Source organism: Pseudomonas sp. D1-36, from assembly GCF_051132205.1.
Taxonomy (GTDB): Bacteria; Pseudomonadota; Gammaproteobacteria; order Pseudomonadales; family Pseudomonadaceae; genus Aquipseudomonas.
The window spans coordinates 5,622,771-5,640,017 of record NZ_CP071674.1; the positions used below are offsets into that span (position 1 = coordinate 5,622,771).

Here is a 17,247-nt window from a genome sequence, read left to right on the forward strand (position 1 = left end):
CCTATCCCTGCTCCCGCAGCAGACGGGCGAGGCCTTCGGCTCCAACCGGTCGACTGATGAGATAACCCTGGACTTCGTCGCAGTGCTCATTCTTCAGGAACTCAAGCTGTCCCTCCCGCTCGACACCTTCGGCCACAACCTTGAGCGACAGTCCGTGGGCCATGGCAATGATCGCGCGGGTGATGGCCGCGTCCTCGCCCCCCTCCTCCAGCCCACGAACGAAGGCCTGGTCGATCTTCACGTAATCCACCGGGATGCGCTTGAGGTAGCTCAGGGACGAATAACCGGTGCCAAAGTCATCGATGGCCAGCTTGACTCCCAGATCCCGCAGCTGTTGGAACGTAGCGATGATGTGCTCGACGCTGTCAAGCAACTGGCTCTCCGTGAGTTCCAGCTCCAAATAATGCGGAGCCAGGCCGGTTTCTTCGAGCACTTGGCGCACCAGGCTGACCAACTTGCCCTGGCGCAACTGATGCACCGAAAGGTTGACCGAGACACGAATGGACTCCAGCCCCTGGCGCTGCCATTCACACGCCTGCCAACAAGCCTGGCGCAGCACGAACTCGCCGATCGGACCGATCAGCCCGGTTTCTTCGGCGAGACCGATAAACTCCCCGGGTGGAATCTGGCCCATGCTCGGATGCTCCCAGCGCACCAACGCTTCGGCGGCATTCAGACGCCCCGTCGCCAGGCATAGCTTGGGTTGGTAGAACACTTTCAGTTGTTGTTCTTCCAACGCCTTGCGCAACTGGTTCTCCAACTGCAGACGCTCCAGCGTGCTGGCTTGCAGGCTGTCGGTGTAGAACTGGAAATTATTCCCGCCCAAGTGCTTGGCGTGTTGCATGGCCATGTTGGCCTGGCTGACCAGGGTGGAAATTTCCCGCGCGTTATCCGGCAGCAGGCTGATGCCTATGGAGGCGCTGACCACCAGTTCGTGACCATCGATCGTCACCGGCACGCGAAGCTTGGTGGCCAGTCGGGTCGCCACTCGCGCCAGGCTCGAAAGATTGCCGTAGGCGTCGAACAGTACCGCAAACTCATCGCCGGACAGCCGGGCGATGGTGTCGGCTTCGGGCAATGCGTTGATCAGGCGCCGAGCCATTTTCTGCAAAAGCTGGTCGGCGATGTCATGGCCGAGGCTGTCGTTGAGCAGTTTGAAACGGTCGAGGTTGATGTGCAGCAAGGCCAGGCTACGCCGTCCTCCCTGGCGCACCCGCTGATGGGCTTCGTTCAAGCGCTCACGGAACAGCGAGCGGTTCGCCAGCCCGGTCAGCTCGTCATAATGGGTCAGATAGCGCATCCGCTCTTCGGATTCGCGCCGCGCTGAAAGATCGGCGAAAAAACCGACTATATGGCTGATATTTCCCCGCGAGTCCCGCACGACATTCAACTGGAGCCACTGTGGGTAGAGCTCGCCGTTGGCGCGCGCCTCAACCAGCTCGCCTTGCCAGGTGCCGTGCTGCTTGAGCGCTTGGCGAATCACCGGATAGTGCCGACGCGCGTCGCGACTGCAAGGCAGATCAACCACATTGCGCCCCAGCATGTCCGCGATATCGAAGCCGGTCACTCGTGTAAACGCCTGGTTGGCGGCAAGCAGCGCGTAATTGGGATCCAAAATCACGATACCCTCACTGGCGGCCTCGAACACCGTGGCGGCCAGTTGGCGCTGCTGTTCCAGCTCCTTGCCGACGCTGATGTTGCGGCGCGTACCGACCATGCGCAGTACCCGCCCATTCGCGCTGCGCTCCACGGCCCGGCCGCGGTCTTCGATCCAGACCCAATGGCCGTCGCCGTGGCGCACGCGGTATTCGATCTGGTAATCCTCGCTGCGGCCCTTCAGATGTTCGACAAGGGCACGCTTGAGCGCCGGAAGGTCTTGGGGATGAAGGCGCGGGGTGAGATGACTGAGCATGGCCGTGATGTATTCGGGTTCCAGACCAAATAGCTCCTTGAGCTGGGTGTGATGAACCTCGTCGGTCTGCAGGTTCCAGTCCCACAACCCCAGCTCACTGGCCTTGAGGGCCAACGCCAGGCGCGCTTCACTCTTGACCAGGGCCTGGCTGGCCGCCTCCAGTTCGAGGCTGCGCTGCGCTACCCGCGCCTCCAGGCCAACCTGCGCCGTGCGCAATTGGGCCTCGGCGGAGCGACGCTGTTCGACCTCCCGGGCCAACGCCTCGTTGAGCTGCGCGCCGCGGCTTTGTGCCTGCTGCAAATGCTCGATCAACGCCTGGTTCTGGAACCGTCGCAACATCCCGTTCTGTATCAGCCGGTTGACCTGCCAGGCCACCACGCTCAGCGAGACCAGCACCACCAGCCCGAGCCAACCCCAGCCACGTTGATGCTCGTCCGGCCCCCAGAAAAGATAAGCGATAGCCGGCAAAAGACAGGGCAAGGTAAAGGACAGGAACGCCGGTAGACTCACGGCGTAAGCGACACTGGCAGAGAGGGTCGCGGCGCCGATCAGGCCGAACACCCAAGCCTGTTGCTGGAAACTGTCTGCCGGCACCAGGGCAATGCCCGCACCGGCCAGCGTCAGGCCGGTCATGGCCGAGCCCAGAAGAAACATGCGCAACCAGACCGGGTGGGCCTGGCGGCTTGGTATCGCCGAATCGAAAGCGGCCACCTGGATCACCCGCAGCGCGACCAGCGACAGTAACCAGACCAGCCACACGCTGACCAGGAAATAGCGCTGAGGCTCCCACAGCAGCGCCGCGCAGACCAGACCGTTGATCAGCATGAACAATGTGGGCAGCAGCGAGCCCTGGTACAACAACCTGGTGCGTTCGACCGCCATTTCCGTGGCGTACTGCTTGCAGATAATCCGCGGCTCTACACGCGCGCCTGCCAGATCGGAATTGAAGGTCATAAATGTTGTTCTTGTTCTTATTCAGGGGAGCATGGTGAGCCCGAAACGATCACCGAGCATACACAAGCCAAAGGCCATCCCACACTGCCCTGATTCATAAAAATACTGAAAAAACGCGGATCCAATTGCGCGCCGGCCACCGTAACCGAGCCCCGCCGATGCTTGCGGGCGCTGACTGACCGGTCGTCCGCAGGCGGTGTTTTGTCGGCCAATGCAAAGCTCGGTTTGCCCGAGGTGGCGCCGCACCCTAGAATGCCTCGATGCGCGATGATCTCTCCCTTCTGCTGAACTCCCTAAACGATGCCCAACGCCAGGCAGTTGCTGCCTCCGTGGGCCGTCAATTGGTCCTGGCCGGTGCCGGCTCCGGCAAGACCCGAGTGCTGGTGCACCGTATCGCCTGGTTGATCCAGGTCGAGAACGCCTCGCCCCATTCGATCCTGTCGGTCACCTTTACCAACAAGGCTGCCGCCGAGATGCGCCATCGCATCGAACAGTTGATGGGCATCAACCCGGCTGGCATGTGGGTCGGTACGTTCCACGGCCTGGCCCATCGCCTGTTGCGCGCCCATTGGCAGGAAGCCGGCCTGAGCCAGACCTTCCAGATCCTGGACAGCGACGATCAACAACGGTTGGTCAAGCGCGTGATTCGCGAACTTGGGTTGGACGAACAACGCTGGCCCGCCCGCCAGGCTCAGTGGTTCATCAATGGTCAGAAGGACGAAGGCCTGCGCCCGCAGCATATCCAGGCCAGCGGTGACCTGTTCCTGGCAACCATGCGCAGCATCTACGAAGCCTACGAGGCGGCCTGCCAGCGTGCGGGGGTTATCGACTTCTCGGAACTGTTGCTGCGGGCGCTGGACCTGTGGCGTGACCACCCGGGGCTGCTGGAGCATTACCAGAGGCGCTTCCGGCATGTCCTGGTGGACGAATTCCAAGACACCAACGCCGTTCAATACGCGTGGTTGCGCCTGCTCGCCAAGGGCGGCGACAGCCTGATGGTCGTGGGCGACGACGACCAGTCGATCTACGGCTGGCGTGGCGCCAAGATCGAGAACATCCACCAGTACTCGGCGGACTTTCCCGACGCCGAGGTGATTCGCCTGGAACAGAACTACCGCTCCACCGCTGGCATCCTCAAGGCCGCCAACGCCCTGATCGCCAACAACACCGGTCGCCTGGGCAAGGAGTTGTGGACCGAGGGCAACGAAGGCGAGGCGATCAATCTCTACGCCGCGTTCAACGAACACGATGAGGCCCGCTATGTGGTGGAAACCATCGAGAGCGCGTTGAAAACCGGCCTGGCCCGCAGCGACATCGCCATCCTTTATCGCTCCAACGCCCAGTCGCGAGTGCTTGAAGAGGCCTTGCTTCGCGAACGGATCCCTTACCGTATCTATGGCGGCCAGCGCTTCTTTGAACGCGCCGAAATCAAGAACGCCATGGCCTACCTGCGCCTGATCGAAGGACGAGGCAACGACGCGGCCCTGGAGCGGGTAATCAATGTGCCGACGCGGGGCATCGGCGAGAAAACCGTCGAGGCGATTCGCGACCATGCCCGTCACAGCCATGTGTCGATGTGGGAAGCCATGCGCCAGCTGGTGGACAACAAAGGCGTCACCGGCCGTGCCGCCGGCGCCCTGAAGGCTTTCATGGACCTGATAGAAGACCTGACCGCCAAATGCGGGGAAATGCCCCTTCACTTGATGACCCAGACCGTCATCGAGCAGTCCGGCCTGATTGCCTACCATGAAGCTGAAAAAGGCGAGAAAGGCCAGGCCCGGGTGGAAAACCTTGAGGAACTGGTCAGCGCTGCGCGCAACTTCGAAAACACCGAAGAAGATGAAGACCTGTCGCCGTTGTCGGCCTTCCTCGGCCACGCCTCCCTGGAGGCCGGCGACACCCAGGCGGACGAGCATGAAGACAGCATTCAGCTCATGACCCTGCATAGCGCCAAGGGCCTAGAATTCCCCTACGTCTTCCTGGTGGGCATGGAAGAAGGTCTGTTTCCCCACAAGATGAGCCTGGAAGAGCCCGGACGCCTGGAAGAGGAACGGCGCCTGGCTTATGTCGGCATCACGCGTGCCATGCAGAACCTGGTGATGACCTACGCTGAAACCCGGCGTTTGTATGGCAGCGAGACCTACAACAAAGTGTCGCGATTCGTACGTGAAGTGCCGAAGGGTCTGATCCAGGAAGTACGTCTTTCCAACAGTGTCAGTCGACCGTTCGGCGGCAGTCAGCAACAAGGCACCAGCAGCCTGTTTGGCGGCAGCGACATCCCGGAGACCGGCTTCAGCCTGGGCCAGGCCGTCCGACATTCGGTATTCGGCGAAGGCGTGATTCTCAACTTCGAAGGCGCCGGTGCCCAGGCTCGGGTCCAAGTCAACTTCAGCGAAGGCAGCAAATGGCTGATGCTGGGGTATGCCAAGTTGGAAGCGATCTAAAAGCCTCGGTAATCCTCTTTGTGGGAGCGAGCTTGCTCGCTCCCACAATTATTCTGAAAACATTAAATATTTCCGATAGAACTTGTTCACCTTTCCTACAGCCCAAAGCGAACAAGGCTCCTTGCGCGAGCCGAACCTGAACCTTGGCTGTCACGCAAAAGCCCGAAACACTCTGCTGCTAGCCAGCAACAGTTCACCTGTGCAACATGGCGCGCGTGCTATCCACAAATGGGAATGCCTTTATATGAAACGTTTTCTTAGCATCGCCATGGCGTTGTGCATCGGCCTGACGATGGCCATCGACGCCAATGCCGCCAAGCGTTTTGGCGGTGGTAAAAGTTCGGGCGCAGCCCCGACTCATCAGACCAGCCAGATGGCGCCGTCGTCTGCCGCCGGGTCCACTGCCGCCACCGCGGGCGCGGCAGGTGCTGCTGGCGCGGCCACCAAGGCCAGCGGCGCTTCGCGCTGGCTCGGCCCCCTGGCCGGTATCGCGGCCGGTGGTCTGCTCGCTTCCATGTTCATGGGCGACGGCTTCCAGGGCATGCAGATCTTCGACATCCTGATCATGGCGGTCATTGCCTTCCTGGTCTTCCGTTTCATCGCAGCCCGTCGTCGCAAGCAGCAGGAGCAATTCGCTCCGGCCGGCCATGCGCCGATGCAGCGTGAAGTGTTCAACCAACAACCTGCCGGTGGCTCGATCTTCGGTGGCGCGGCTGCTCCAGTGGCGCGCCCGGTGATCAACGCACCTGCCTGGTTCAACGAAGAACGCTTCATCGAAGCGGCACGCAGCCATTTCATGTCCCTGCAGCAGCATTGGGACGCAAACGAAATGGACAAGATCGCCGAGTTCGTCACCCCGCAATTGCTGGAGTTCCTCAAGCGCGAGCGGGCCGAGTTGGGTGATGGCTATCAGTCCACCTACATCGACAACCTCCAGATACAACTCGAAGGCGTCGACGATCGCGCCGACAAGACTATCGCCACCCTGACCTTCGTCGGCGTGTCGAAAGACTCTCGCTTCGACCAAGGTGAAGCGTTCAGCGAAAGCTGGAACATGGAACGTGCCCAAGGCGAAAACCAGCCTTGGCTGGTCGCAGGTATCCGCCAGAACGGTTGAACCTTTGCGCGTTTCGCAGGTTGAAATAAAAGAACCCCGGCACTTGCCGGGGTTTTCTATTTCGCGGTTGCATCTACAGCGGGCTACTGTATAAACCGCCCTATAAAACCGCGCCATCGAGAAAGAGGATCCCGGACGTGGAAGAAATCATCGAACAATTACGCGAAGCCAACGAACCCGTACCGGTTCCATTGGAATTGCCCGACGAAGACTTGCTGGTGGAAATCGAAGAGCAGCTATTCATCGATATTCCGTTCGTGTTCCGGGAGTTTTTGCTCACCGTCAGCGATGTCGTCTACGGCAGCCTGGAGCCGGTGACCGTTACCGATCCGCAGTCCCATACCTACCTGCCGGATGTGGCCGCCAATGCCTGGGATGCCGGTGTTGATCGAAGCCTGATTCCGATCTGCCAGGACGGCGATGACTACTACTGTGTCGAAGAAGACGGCACCGTAGTGCTATGGCAGGCAGAAGAGGAGCTGATCGCCGAGGAAACGTGGGAATCGGTATGGCACTGGGCAAGGGATGTCTGGTTGGAAAGTTGATGCTCTAGCGTCCGGCGCTGATCAATGCCCGGACGATCCCTTGTGATTGTCCAGCGTTTCGAGCAAGGCCACCTGCATTCGTGTATGCAGGCGGACAAACCAGCGCCAAAGCAGGGCCGCCAAGGCAATCGCGACCACTGCGATCCATACCAGCAGCTTGTTGGTCGGCAAGATACTGGCTGACAAGGCTGCCAGCAGCAGGAAAATCACCAGCAGCGAAAGGAGCGGAATCACTTCGGCGATCACGCGACGCACGCGCTGGGTGTGGCGGCCGGCCATCTCCGGCTTTACACCCATTTCCGCCAGCAGCATCGACAACGCCTTGAGCTTGCGGTACGCCGCGATCAGGAACGGTAGCGACAGGAACAGCGAGCCGCCCCAGATCAACGCTTTCTGCCAGCTCGGATCGCTGATCCAGTCTTGCAGATAGGCAGACACTCGTTCGGCAAAATACCCCCCCGAGACAAAAATCGCGATCACCAATGCCAGGTTGACACCCACCTGCAGCATGATGCGCCTGATGATGGAAGCCAGCATGGCTCCCTCACCCTGTGGCTGGATGCTGCGCAACCATTCTCCATACATGCCCAGCACGCGCGTCAATCGCTGCGGCATTGCCGACGCCAATCTGACCGACAACGGATCAGCGGCCCGAATCAGATAAGGGGTCGACAATGTCGTGAGCACCGAGACAGCCACAGCGACCGGATAAAGGAAATCGCTGGTCACCTGCAGGGTCATCCCCAACGAAGCGATAATGAAAGAAAATTCGCCAATCTGTGAAAGCCCCATCCCGACTCGTAGAGAGGTGCGTCCATCATTTCCCGCGATAAAGGCGCCGAGACCACAAGAAAATATCTTGCCCAATACCACCGCGCAGGTAATGACTGCGATCGGCCACGCATATTGAAGCACAATGGCCGGATCGAGCATCAGCCCGATAGCCACGAAAAATATTGCGCTGAACAGATCGCGCACAGGCTCCACCAATCGCTCGATCTTCAGCAATTGTCGAGACTCGGCCATGATCGCACCGATCAGGAACGCCCCAAGCACCATGCTGTATTCCAGCTTTACCACCAGCAGGCAGAAGCCGAAACAAAGCCCCAGTACGGTAATCAACAACATCTCGTTGCTGTCGAACTTCGCCACGTACGCCAGCAATCGCGGCACCAGCAGGATGCCGACGACCAACGCGACGACCATGAACAGCGACAGCTTGCCGACCGTGGAAAACACCTCGCCGGAGCTTACGGTGCCGCTGACAGCGATGCTCGACAGTAAAGCGATGATACCGATGCCGAGGATGTCCTCAACGATCAACACCCCGAAGATCAACTGCGCAAAGCGCTCGTTTTTCATCTTCAGGTCATTCAAGGCTTTGACAATAATCGTGGTTGAGGAAATCGCGAGGATCGCGCCGAGAAACAGCGAGTCCATGGCGCTCCAGTCGAACCAGCGACCAATTTCATAGCCGATCCATATCATCAATACGATCTCTAGGAACGCAGCGATAAACGCCGTGGCTCCCACCTTGAACAGTTTGCGCAGGCTGAACTCCAGGCCCAGGGAGAACATGAGGAAGATCACGCCGAGCTCGGCCAGGGTCTTGATCGTTTCTTCATCGTGAATGAAGCCGAACGGCGGCGTATGCGGGCCGATGATAAAGCCGGCGACAATGTAGCCCAGCACCACCGGTTGCTTGAAACGATGGAACAGTACGGTGACCAACCCGGCCGCCAGCAAGATGATCGCCAGGTCTTGAATGAAACTGATGGCGTGCATTGTGGGGCTCCTTGTCGAAACGACTCCAGGTGAAGTCGGGTACGTCCGTTTCTTTTGTAGGAATACCCGACATGACGGGTTTTTTGCAGGTTAACACCGGGACTTCTTACGAAAAGACGGTGCAATATATGGAAACAGATCCACCCAAGCGTGACGGCAAGTCGTGGCGCAGCGTCCCGATATGAGTGGTTTGAACCCGCTAACCACATTCCAGCGCCCGCAGAGGCGCGCCCTCGAAACTGCTGCCTTGAACCGTGAGAACGTTATGGAACCCGGAAACGCCCAGCTGTCGATGACGGTGTTGATGACCCCCGATATGGCCAACTTCTCTGGCAATGTCCATGGCGGCACCTTGCTCAAGTACCTGGATGAGGTGGCCTACGCTTGTGCCAGCCGCTATGCCGGCCGATACGTGGTGACATTGTCGGTAGACCAGGTGATTTTTCGCGAGCCGATTCATGTCGGCGAGTTGGTCACCTTCCTGGCGTCGGTGAACTACACCGGCAATACCTCGATGGAAGTGGGCATCAAAGTCGTGACCGAGAACATTCGTGAGCGCTCGGTTCGCCATACCAATAGCTGCTTCTTCACCATGGTAGCGGTGGATGACCAGCGCAAGCCGGCGCCCGTCCCGCCGCTGCAACCGCAGAACAGCGAAGAGAAGCGCCGCTACGAACAAGCGCAGCAACGTCGCCAGATTCGCCAGGAACTGGAGAGGCGTTATCAGGAAATCAAGGCGGACGGGCCGTAACCCGCCGTCGAAATCAAGGTGGGAGCGAGCTCGCTCCCGCAGCGATCAAAGGCTGATCGGCATGGCCTCGAATCGCACGCGAGGATGGGCAATACGGTCCTGGGCGCGGACCAGCTGCAATTCGTAGCTTGCACACGCCTGGGTTTCCAACAGCACCTCATGCACGGCCGCAGCGGTGAATTCAAAGGCTGCCGACAGGCTGTCCCCCAACAGTATCCGCGCCAGGAACAGCCCCGACGTCAGGTCGCCGACTCCGACCGGTTGGCGGGGGAACGCCAGCAATGGACGGCGCAAGTGCCAGCTGCCTTCAGCCGTGACCAACAGCATCTCGAAGCTGTCTTCGGGCTTGCCGGGATAAGCCAGGTGCTTGACCAGCACGACTTTCGGGCCACGGGCCAACAGCGCACGGGCCATCGCCAGGCAGTCGAGTAGTGATTGCGCCTTGCGGCCGGAAAAACTGTCCAGCTCCAGCTGGTTAGGACACATGATGTCAGCCACGGCAGCGGCCTCTTCCAGCAGGAACCTGCCCACCTCGGGCGCGACAATGCAGCCCTTCTCCGCATGCCCCATGACCGGGTCGCACAGATACAACGCCTTGGGATTACAACGCTTGATGCGCGCCACACCCGACAGGATCGCCTGTCCCTGGGCTGCGCTACCCAGATAACCGGACAGCACCGCGTCGCAATTGCCCAGCTCGCCAATGGCCGCGATGCCCTCTACCAACAGCGGTATCTGGTCCGGCGGGAGCACTTCACCGGCCCACTGCCCGTATTGGGTGTGATTGGAAAACTGCACGGTGTTGAGCGGCCACACGTTTACGCCGACCCGCTGCATCGCAAACACGGCGGCGCTGTTGCCGGCATGGCCGAATATCACGTGGGACTGTATGGCAAGCAGATGCGGCGTGCGTTTCATGCGGGAAATGTCCGTAAAACGATTGAAATTCAAGCCGCGCAGTATGCGACTAAACGCAGCCTGTACGACAGACCGGCGACACAGTTAAGCTGACGGCAACTTGTTGGAGCTCTTCGTTCATGCTGACCCTTGGAAACATTTTCGTGCTGATGCTGCTGGCTACCGGCGGCGCCTGGCTGTGGCACAACCATGGCTTGCGCGAACGAGCCTTGGCGAGGGTCATGCAACATTGCGCCAACCTGAAGATCGAGCTGCTGGACGGCAACGTGGCGCTGCGAAAGATCGGATTCGTCAAGGACGCCAACGGACGGCGGCGCCTGGCACGTATCTATAATTTCGAATTCACGGTGACGGGCGAGACCCGTCATACCGGCACCATCACTCAGTTCGGTGCCCACAGCGCGCATATCGAACTGGCTCCCTACCCGATGCCCTTCGAAGAGGCCCCGCCCACGCCAGTTGAGCCGGTGCAGACCCGGCCCAGGGCTGAAGTCATCGAACTGAGCCAGTGGCGTCAGGAGCACAACAAATGGAAGCCTTGAAGCAAAGCTGATTCAGGTGCACCGAGCAATCAACAGACCCGTTTGCAGGCGATCAATGTCTTGCGGCTGGTCGAATATCAGCTCGATCCGCGAGTCTTCGCGCCATTCACTGGCTTGCCATTGCAGTGCCGCCCCTTCCAATGCATTGGCGGAAACCCAACCGTCGGCACTGTGGATAACCATCTTCGCGCGCTTCCAGTGATGATCTTTTAGCCAATGCGTAAGCGCCGCTGCGTCGAATTGCTGGCTGGGGTGCCAGCGCCAGCCGATACTCCAGCCGCCCTCCTGCTGTTGATACAGGCGGATCGGCACCGCCGGGTCGGTCCATATGGCCGCCATTCGACCCAGGCTTTTGGGCAGGCTCAAGTTATCCACAGCCTCGCTGCCCCGAGCCGCCAGGCCAGGCAATTGGTCGATCGGCAACGCTGCGTGCTGCGTCCAGTACAGCGTCCGTCCTGGCAGTTGCATCGCCAGCCGTTCCCGGTCGGCTTGCGTAAGGGTCTCGGATTTGTTCAGCACCAGCAGTCCGGCATCCGCCAGGGTTTGTCGCTGCGCATCGGGCAACGGCTTGCCGTCCGCCATCGCCTGGGCATCCAACACCAGCACGCAGGGTTGCACCGCCAGTACACCAAGCCAGGGTGCTTCGTTCAGCTGCCGCACCAACTGCACCGGATGGCCGAGGCCCGAGGGTTCGATGAACAGCCGATCCGGCCGAGCCTTGCGCAGTAGACGCCCAAGGCCGATCTGAAACGGCGCGCCGTTGACGCAGCACAAACAACCGCCGGCCACTTCGCCCAGTGCGATACCATCGCCAGCCTGGGTCAGTAACGCGGCATCCAGGCCGATCTGACCGAACTCGTTGATCAGCACCGCCCAGCGCTCGCTGGCCGGGCGCTGGGCCAGAAGATGCCTGATCAGGCTGGTCTTGCCGGCGCCCAAAGGGCCGGCTATGACATGAGTGGGGATGTGCTGCAACATAATCGACGGCTTTCGATGGAGGTGAACATGCGAATGATCGGCTGGTTGTTACTGGCGCTGACGTCGAACCAGGTACTGGCCCAGGCTTGCGTGGTCCACAGCCAGGCGGAGCGGCTCGATGTGAAAGTCTGCCAGCAGAACCGCAACATTCCGCAGAAGCTGTTTGCCGATGGCTTCTGCCAGCCAAACCTGGCCGGCCAGAAGGTCGAGGTGCAATACGTCGATCAGTGCCCCGGCGGCGCGTTCGGCGTTTGCCGCAACGCTCAGGTCGCCAATATGCCTTACCGCCAGGATATTCACTACTACGGCGTGGCGACCGATGCCGCTTACCTACAGCCATTTTGCGAAGGGCAAAGCCAGGGCACCTGGCATAAGCCTTAAGCCAACCAGTCCAGCGTGAGAATCAGGCGACGCTCTTGCGGGGCGGGTTCCGGTGAGCGGTGGATCAGGCCAAACCCCTCGTTGCCGTGCCATTTCTCGCCTTTAAGCAAGCCGACATCACCGCAACAGAACTGCTCGATCACTTGTGGATCCACCGGTTCGGCCTCAGGTTGCCCCAGGCGCTGGCGATCCATGACGCCCTCCTTGAGCCACTGGCTGCCGACGCCCCCATAGGTGGTCAGCAGCCGCACCGGTACGTGATCAACGTGAAAGCGCGGGCACATGGCCTTGTCCAACGTGCGAAGACGCAGACCGACCCGTTGCGCCCCCAACAGGCAAGCAAATGCGCAAACCAGCCAAGAGACGTCGGCGATAAAGCCTTCATAGCCGTGCAGGTCGCTGAAGCCTGCAGCCAGGCCTTGCAGCGCTGGCTGGGCGTCATCATCCGGCAAGTCGAGCACCCGTGATTCGGTCAATGGCTGGTCCAACGCAAGTACCAGTGCCGCGAAATCGCCGATGTGCGCGGGAAGCTGACGTTGCCAGACCGCCAGGTTGGTGCCGTCGTCCAGGATCTTCGTGAGTATCTCCGGTGTATCGCCTTGGACCTGCTGTACCTGCAATGCCCTTTTCAGACTCGGCGCCAGCATCACACTGCCGCCTCTTCATGCCATGGGCCGAATGGATCGGACAATAGCCGCCAACTTTCGACACCAAGGGCCAATTCCTCGTCGGTGAGCAGGCAGGCGTCCAATTCGGCGGTGAGTTGACCAAAGTCGATGTCCTGGCCAATAAACACCAGCTCCTGACGGCAATCGCCGGTGGCCACAGACCAGTTCTTCATGATGGCCGCGGTGCTCTCTTGGTCCTGCGGCCATTGGTTTTCTGGTACGAACCGCCACCAGCGCCCGGCAAATCCGTGGCGCATCAGGCCGCCGGCCTGGGACCAGCTCCCCGCCTCCTCAGGTTTGCTGGCCAACCAGAAGAACCCCTTGGAGCGCAGGAGCTTGCCATTTGGCCACGGACGGTCGATGAAGTTGAAGAAACGCTGGGGATGAAACGGCCGACGTGCCCGGTAGGCGGTCGAGGCAATGCCATATTCCTCTGTCTCAGGTACATGCTCGCCACGCAGTTCCTGTAGCCAGCCAGGCGCCTGGGCGGCGCGCTCAAAGTCGAAAAGGCCGGTGTCGAGAATACGGCCCAGCGGTACCTGACCCATGACCATTGGAATGATCTGCGCCTGGGCGTTGAGACGCTGCAGAATCGCGGTCAACTCTTCCCGCTCGTGTTGGCTGATCAGGTCGATCTTGCTGATCAGAATCACGTCGGCAAACTCGATCTGTTCGATCAGCAGGTCGGTGATCGAGCGTTCGTCGTCCTCGCCCAGAGTTTCCCCCCGTGACGCCAGGCTTTCCGCGGCCTGATAATCCAGCAGGAAATTCACCCCATCGACCACCGTCACCATGGTGTCGAGCCGCGCCACATCGGCCAGGCTTCGGCCCTCCTCGTCACGAAACGTGAAGGTTTCGGCCACTGGCAACGGCTCGGAGATGCCTGTGGATTCGATCAGCAGATAATCGAAGCGCCCTTCCCGGGCAAGTTGCCCGACTTCTTCAAGCAAGTCCTCACGCAACGTGCAACAAATGCATCCGTTGCTCATTTCCACCAGTTTCTCTTCCGACCGGCTCAAGCTGACGTCTCGCTGGACTTCGCTTCCATCGATGTTGATCTCGCTCATATCGTTGACGATGACGGCAACGCGAAGGTTATCCCGATTGCGCAGGACGTGATTAAGCAGGGTACTTTTTCCGGCACCGAGAAATCCGGAAAGCACGGTCACAGGGAGACGCTTGGTCATCAGAGGATCCTCGTTGGGACGCCGTTATTCACGGGGAGTCTTCAGGCATTGGTTCGATGAAAGGCCGGTCGATATACATGTTATAGTATAACAGTGCAAGCTGACCAAACGATTTCCATGGGCGACACCGTATGCCGAGCTTTTCGAAACTTTTGCCGATAGGGCTGTTATTGCTATTTTCAGTGGGTGCTTCGGCTCACCCTCCCACGCCGGCCAATTGCACGCGCAGCGCCAATCTGCTCGCGTGCGTCGATGCACAAGGCAATGCCTACAGCGTTTTCACGGCAGGAAATACCTTTTATTTACGAGGTTTTGAGGCTACCGGACGGCGCTATTGGTCCCAGACAAATAGCCGTTATGGTCAGCTGACGTTTTTCACCGGCTTCGCTTCTGATGGCGAAGCCTGGGTTGGATATAGCCGGCGCGTGGGTTGGACCACTATCAATCGCTTTTCCAGCTCCGGCGGGGGCGGTGGCCGGTTTGTATGCGGCCGTATGAGCGGGTGCGAGCAACCGAAACGCTGATGTTTCACGTGGAACGCTGCCCATGAAAAAGCATTCATGAAAAAGGCCTCGTCGCTTTTATTGTTATACTATAACATTCAAGCGAACCTCTTCTGGACCTTCAAGATGAATGCGTTAACTCTGCCAGACGTCGCGGCACAGGCATCTCGCCAGAACTTGCCGCTAGATTGGGTCGGCATGTGCGGCATTGCTGTACCGCTGTTGATCGACGGTCAACGCTTGAGCGCAACTGCTGACGCGGGCGTCAGCCTCGATGATGGCGAAGCTCGTGGCATCCATATGTCACGCTTGTATCTGGCGCTGGAGCCGCTCGAAAACTCCCCACTTTCGCCGTCTCTTTTACGACAGATTTTACAGAGCTTCCTTGATAGCCATGGGGGATTGTCCCGGCGCGCCTCGCTTAGCCTGAAGACGGATCTCATGTACAAACGCTCCGCCTTGATCAGCCCTCTTGCTGGGTGGAAGCTGTACCCCACCAAGGTGGACGCTCACTTGGACGATTCGATGTTCCACGTGGAACTTGAGATTCAAGTTCCGTATTCATCCACCTGTCCCTGCTCGGCAGCGCTCGCGCGTCAGCTCATTCAGCAACAATTCATCGAGGATTTTGCAAACAAAGCGCTCGAGCATGCCGACGTGCTCGCTTGGCTGGGCTCATCAAAAGGCATCGTCGCTACCCCTCATAGCCAACGCAGCCTCGCCACCTTGAAAGTGCGGCTGAACACCGATATCCGTGAATTACCATGGCTGGCTCTGATCAACGAGGCCGAGGCTGCCCTGGGCACCGCTGTACAAACCGCCGTGAAGCGTGCGGACGAACAAGCCTTTGCCTTGGCCAACGGCCAGAACCTGATGTTCTGTGAAGACGCTGCGCGTCGATTGAACGTCGCGTTGCAAAAGATGCCCTGGATCTCCTCATTTGACGTGCGGGTGGTTCACGCTGAAAGCCTCCATGCCCACGATGCCGTCGCCCAGAGTCACTGGGTCCGGGAGGCCTCATGATTCGTTGCCAAGCCTTGAGATGGGGTGCGCCGGGTCAACCGCTCACGCCCCCGCTGGACATGGAACGACCTGAAGGCAGCCTGACCGCCATCATCGGCGCCAACGGCTCCGGAAAAAGCAGCCTTTTAAAAGTGCTGGCCGGGTTGCAAAAGCCGCTATCGGGAACAGCTTCATTGAATGTGCCTCGGCGCGGCGGTGTTTCATTCCTGCCCCAGCAACAACACTTGGACCGGCATTTCCCGATCAGCCTGCAAGAGCTGGTTGCAGCAGGCTCATGGGGCCTTCGACAAAATCCTGCGACTCGAAACCAGCGACTCAAGGCCGTCCTGGACGATTGGAATCTAAGCGGCCTCGAACATCGCCCGCTGATGGCTCTGTCGGGTGGTGAGCTACAGCGTTCCCTGCTCGCCCGGTTGAGCTTGGCCGAGGCACCCGTCCTGCTGCTCGACGAGCCTCATGCTGCGCTCGACGAAATGGGCCAGGCGCTGTTGTGGAAACATATTCACCAATGGCACCGAGAAGGTCGGACCTTAATGGTGGTCTGTCACGACCTCGCTGCGGTACATCGGCATGTTCCCCACACCTTGCTGATCAGTCCTACAGGTTGCGCATTGGGCCGCAGCGTCGACTTGATCGAACGGCCTCAGTACACGCAGGTCGCCTGATGCTCAGCGCAACCCACCTATGGCAGCCCTTCCTGGATTTCCTGTTCATGCGCCGGGCGTTGTTGGGCGGACTGGTACTGGCGTGCAGCACGGCTCCACTAGGGGTGTTTCTGATTCTGCGGCGGATGAGCCTGATCGGCGATGCCGTGGCTCACGGCATCCTGCCGGGCGCAGCGCTCGGGTTCTGGTTCGCCGGCTTGAGCCTGCCTGCCCTGACCGTCGGAGGCCTGGGGGCCGGCCTGAGCATGGCCGGGCTCGCAGCGTGGATTACCCGCCGCACTGGACTGCGAGAGGACGCCAGCCTGGCGGCGATCTATCCCATATCCCTGGCGGCCGGCGTACTGATTCTCGGCATGGCCGGCAAACGCCTGGACTTGCTGCACCTGTTATTTGGTTCCGCACTGGCAGTAGACAGTCCGACACTCACCGGCATGCTCTGGGTTTGCGCCGCAAGCCTGGGTGCAATGGCGCTGATCTATCGCCCGCTGTTGCTCGATACCCTGGACCCCTTGTTTCTGCGGACAGTCAGTCGTCTGGGTCCGTTGGCCCACGGCGTGTTCCTGACACTTGTGGTGTTGAACCTGGTGATTGGCTTCCAGGCCATCGGAGCGCTGATGGTTGTGGGCCTGATGATGTTGCCTGCCGCGGCTTCGCGGTTCTGGAGCCGCCGCCTGCCGGCCCTGATGGCTTTGGCCGCACTATTCGGCTGCCTTTCGGTGTGGCTGGGCCTGCTGCTGTCCTTCTACTTCTCGCTGCCCAGCGGACCGGCCATCGTACTGATGGCGGGCGTGCTCTATTTGCTGTCCGTAGTATTCGGTCCGGTGCATGGCTTGCTGCGCCGCCCGCCTTTGCTCACATCCCAATGAGGTTTTGC

Annotated in this window: 16 protein-coding genes; 10 read left to right on the forward strand and 6 right to left on the reverse strand. The window is 59.9% G+C overall.

Going from position 1 to position 17,247, the window contains the following annotated elements; all coding sequences use genetic code 11:
* Nucleotide 1: 1 nt before the first annotated feature.
* Nucleotides 2-2,866: a putative bifunctional diguanylate cyclase/phosphodiesterase gene (locus tag J3P76_RS25325; protein ID WP_434701362.1), complete on the reverse strand. Its 2,865-nt coding sequence runs from the start codon at nt 2,864-2,866 to the stop codon at nt 2-4.
* A 260-nt stretch (nt 2,867-3,126) separates the two neighbouring features.
* Here J3P76_RS25325 and uvrD point away from each other — a divergent pair, with 260 nt between their 5' ends.
* From uvrD to J3P76_RS25340, 3 genes are all read left to right on the forward strand, one after another.
* The gene (uvrD, locus tag J3P76_RS25330; protein WP_434608763.1) at nt 3,127-5,310 is read left to right on the forward strand and encodes a DNA helicase II; all 2,184 of its coding nucleotides are present in this window, start codon (nt 3,127-3,129) and stop codon (nt 5,308-5,310) included.
* Between the two features lie 244 nt (nt 5,311-5,554).
* On the forward strand, nt 5,555-6,427 hold the full coding sequence (locus tag J3P76_RS25335) for a Tim44 domain-containing protein (RefSeq protein ID WP_434561548.1): 873 nt from the start codon (nt 5,555-5,557) through the stop codon (nt 6,425-6,427).
* A gap of 137 nt (nt 6,428-6,564) precedes the next feature.
* Nucleotides 6,565-6,972, forward strand: coding sequence for an SMI1/KNR4 family protein (locus J3P76_RS25340; protein WP_003187120.1), 408 nt, complete (start codon nt 6,565-6,567; stop codon nt 6,970-6,972).
* Nucleotides 6,973-6,993: 21 nt separating this feature from the next.
* Here J3P76_RS25340 and J3P76_RS25345 read toward each other — a convergent pair whose 3' ends face one another.
* Nucleotides 6,994-8,757: a cation:proton antiporter gene (locus J3P76_RS25345; protein ID WP_434701364.1), complete on the reverse strand. Its 1,764-nt coding sequence runs from the start codon at nt 8,755-8,757 to the stop codon at nt 6,994-6,996.
* 265 nt (nt 8,758-9,022) lie between these two features.
* Between J3P76_RS25345 and J3P76_RS25350 the strand changes: the two genes are divergently transcribed.
* Nucleotides 9,023-9,508, forward strand: coding sequence for an acyl-CoA thioesterase (locus J3P76_RS25350; RefSeq protein ID WP_039593237.1), 486 nt, complete (start codon nt 9,023-9,025; stop codon nt 9,506-9,508).
* A gap of 45 nt (nt 9,509-9,553) precedes the next feature.
* Here the strand turns inward: J3P76_RS25350 and pdxY are convergent, their stop codons facing one another.
* The gene (gene pdxY, locus J3P76_RS25355; RefSeq protein WP_420766098.1) at nt 9,554-10,426 is read right to left on the reverse strand and encodes a pyridoxal kinase PdxY; all 873 of its coding nucleotides are present in this window, start codon (nt 10,424-10,426) and stop codon (nt 9,554-9,556) included.
* Between the two features lie 119 nt (nt 10,427-10,545).
* Between pdxY and J3P76_RS25360 the strand changes: the two genes are divergently transcribed.
* The gene (locus J3P76_RS25360) at nt 10,546-10,968 is read left to right on the forward strand and encodes a DUF3301 domain-containing protein (RefSeq protein ID WP_434561546.1); all 423 of its coding nucleotides are present in this window, start codon (nt 10,546-10,548) and stop codon (nt 10,966-10,968) included.
* A 12-nt stretch (nt 10,969-10,980) separates the two neighbouring features.
* Here J3P76_RS25360 and J3P76_RS25365 read toward each other — a convergent pair whose 3' ends face one another.
* Complete coding sequence (locus J3P76_RS25365; RefSeq protein WP_434701366.1) at nt 10,981-11,946, reverse strand: CobW family GTP-binding protein; 966 nt, start codon at nt 11,944-11,946, stop codon at nt 10,981-10,983.
* Nucleotides 11,947-11,973: 27 nt separating this feature from the next.
* Between J3P76_RS25365 and J3P76_RS25370 the strand changes: the two genes are divergently transcribed.
* On the forward strand, nt 11,974-12,327 hold the full coding sequence (locus tag J3P76_RS25370; RefSeq protein WP_434701367.1) for an NADH:ubiquinone oxidoreductase: 354 nt from the start codon (nt 11,974-11,976) through the stop codon (nt 12,325-12,327).
* Here J3P76_RS25370 and J3P76_RS25375 read toward each other — a convergent pair.
* A complete protein-coding gene (locus J3P76_RS25375; RefSeq protein ID WP_434608751.1) occupies nt 12,324-12,974 on the reverse strand; it encodes a DUF1826 domain-containing protein in 651 nt (216 codons plus the stop codon). The two genes, J3P76_RS25370 and J3P76_RS25375, sit on opposite strands and share 4 nt — an antisense overlap.
* Complete coding sequence (zigA, locus tag J3P76_RS25380) at nt 12,974-14,182, reverse strand: zinc metallochaperone GTPase ZigA (protein WP_434701368.1); 1,209 nt, start codon at nt 14,180-14,182, stop codon at nt 12,974-12,976. Before zigA ends, J3P76_RS25375 begins: the two co-directional genes overlap by 1 nt.
* A 131-nt stretch (nt 14,183-14,313) precedes the next feature.
* Here zigA and J3P76_RS25385 point away from each other — a divergent pair, with 131 nt between their 5' ends.
* The 4 genes from J3P76_RS25385 to J3P76_RS25400 all read left to right on the forward strand — a co-directional run bounded on the left by J3P76_RS25385 (nt 14,314) and on the right by J3P76_RS25400 (nt 17,239).
* Complete coding sequence (locus J3P76_RS25385; protein ID WP_434701369.1) at nt 14,314-14,706, forward strand: glutamine synthetase; 393 nt, start codon at nt 14,314-14,316, stop codon at nt 14,704-14,706.
* A gap of 105 nt (nt 14,707-14,811) precedes the next feature.
* Nucleotides 14,812-15,708, forward strand: a complete 897-nt coding sequence (folE2, locus tag J3P76_RS25390; protein ID WP_434611692.1) for a GTP cyclohydrolase FolE2 — start codon at nt 14,812-14,814, stop codon at nt 15,706-15,708.
* Complete coding sequence (locus J3P76_RS25395) at nt 15,705-16,373, forward strand: metal ABC transporter ATP-binding protein (RefSeq protein WP_420766090.1); 669 nt, start codon at nt 15,705-15,707, stop codon at nt 16,371-16,373. Before folE2 ends, J3P76_RS25395 begins: the two co-directional genes overlap by 4 nt.
* Nucleotides 16,373-17,239, forward strand: a complete 867-nt coding sequence (locus tag J3P76_RS25400) for a metal ABC transporter permease (protein ID WP_434701370.1) — start codon at nt 16,373-16,375, stop codon at nt 17,237-17,239. The genes J3P76_RS25395 and J3P76_RS25400 overlap by 1 nt, the downstream gene beginning before the upstream one ends.
* The last annotated feature ends 8 nt before the right edge of the window (nt 17,240-17,247 follow it).

What these genes read in the sequence shown, in the direction of transcription:
- J3P76_RS25325 (WP_434701362.1), bottom strand. Translation starts at nt 2,866, where the DNA reads ATGACCTTCAATTCCGATCTGGCAGGCGCGCGTGTAGAGCCGCGGATT.
- uvrD (WP_434608763.1), top strand. Translation starts at nt 3,127, where the DNA reads ATGCGCGATGATCTCTCCCTTCTGCTGAACTCCCTAAACGATGCCCAA.
- J3P76_RS25335 (WP_434561548.1), top strand. Translation starts at nt 5,555, where the DNA reads ATGAAACGTTTTCTTAGCATCGCCATGGCGTTGTGCATCGGCCTGACG.
- J3P76_RS25345 (WP_434701364.1), bottom strand. Translation starts at nt 8,757, where the DNA reads ATGCACGCCATCAGTTTCATTCAAGACCTGGCGATCATCTTGCTGGCG.
- J3P76_RS25350 (WP_039593237.1), top strand. Translation starts at nt 9,023, where the DNA reads ATGGAACCCGGAAACGCCCAGCTGTCGATGACGGTGTTGATGACCCCC.
- pdxY (WP_420766098.1), bottom strand. Translation starts at nt 10,426, where the DNA reads ATGAAACGCACGCCGCATCTGCTTGCCATACAGTCCCACGTGATATTC.
- J3P76_RS25360 (WP_434561546.1), top strand. Translation starts at nt 10,546, where the DNA reads ATGCTGACCCTTGGAAACATTTTCGTGCTGATGCTGCTGGCTACCGGC.
- J3P76_RS25365 (WP_434701366.1), bottom strand. Translation starts at nt 11,946, where the DNA reads ATGTTGCAGCACATCCCCACTCATGTCATAGCCGGCCCTTTGGGCGCC.
- J3P76_RS25370 (WP_434701367.1), top strand. Translation starts at nt 11,974, where the DNA reads ATGCGAATGATCGGCTGGTTGTTACTGGCGCTGACGTCGAACCAGGTA.
- J3P76_RS25375 (WP_434608751.1), bottom strand. Translation starts at nt 12,974, where the DNA reads ATGCTGGCGCCGAGTCTGAAAAGGGCATTGCAGGTACAGCAGGTCCAA.
- zigA (WP_434701368.1), bottom strand. Translation starts at nt 14,182, where the DNA reads ATGACCAAGCGTCTCCCTGTGACCGTGCTTTCCGGATTTCTCGGTGCC.
- J3P76_RS25385 (WP_434701369.1), top strand. Translation starts at nt 14,314, where the DNA reads ATGCCGAGCTTTTCGAAACTTTTGCCGATAGGGCTGTTATTGCTATTT.
- folE2 (WP_434611692.1), top strand. Translation starts at nt 14,812, where the DNA reads ATGAATGCGTTAACTCTGCCAGACGTCGCGGCACAGGCATCTCGCCAG.
- J3P76_RS25395 (WP_420766090.1), top strand. Translation starts at nt 15,705, where the DNA reads ATGATTCGTTGCCAAGCCTTGAGATGGGGTGCGCCGGGTCAACCGCTC.
- J3P76_RS25400 (WP_434701370.1), top strand. Translation starts at nt 16,373, where the DNA reads ATGCTCAGCGCAACCCACCTATGGCAGCCCTTCCTGGATTTCCTGTTC.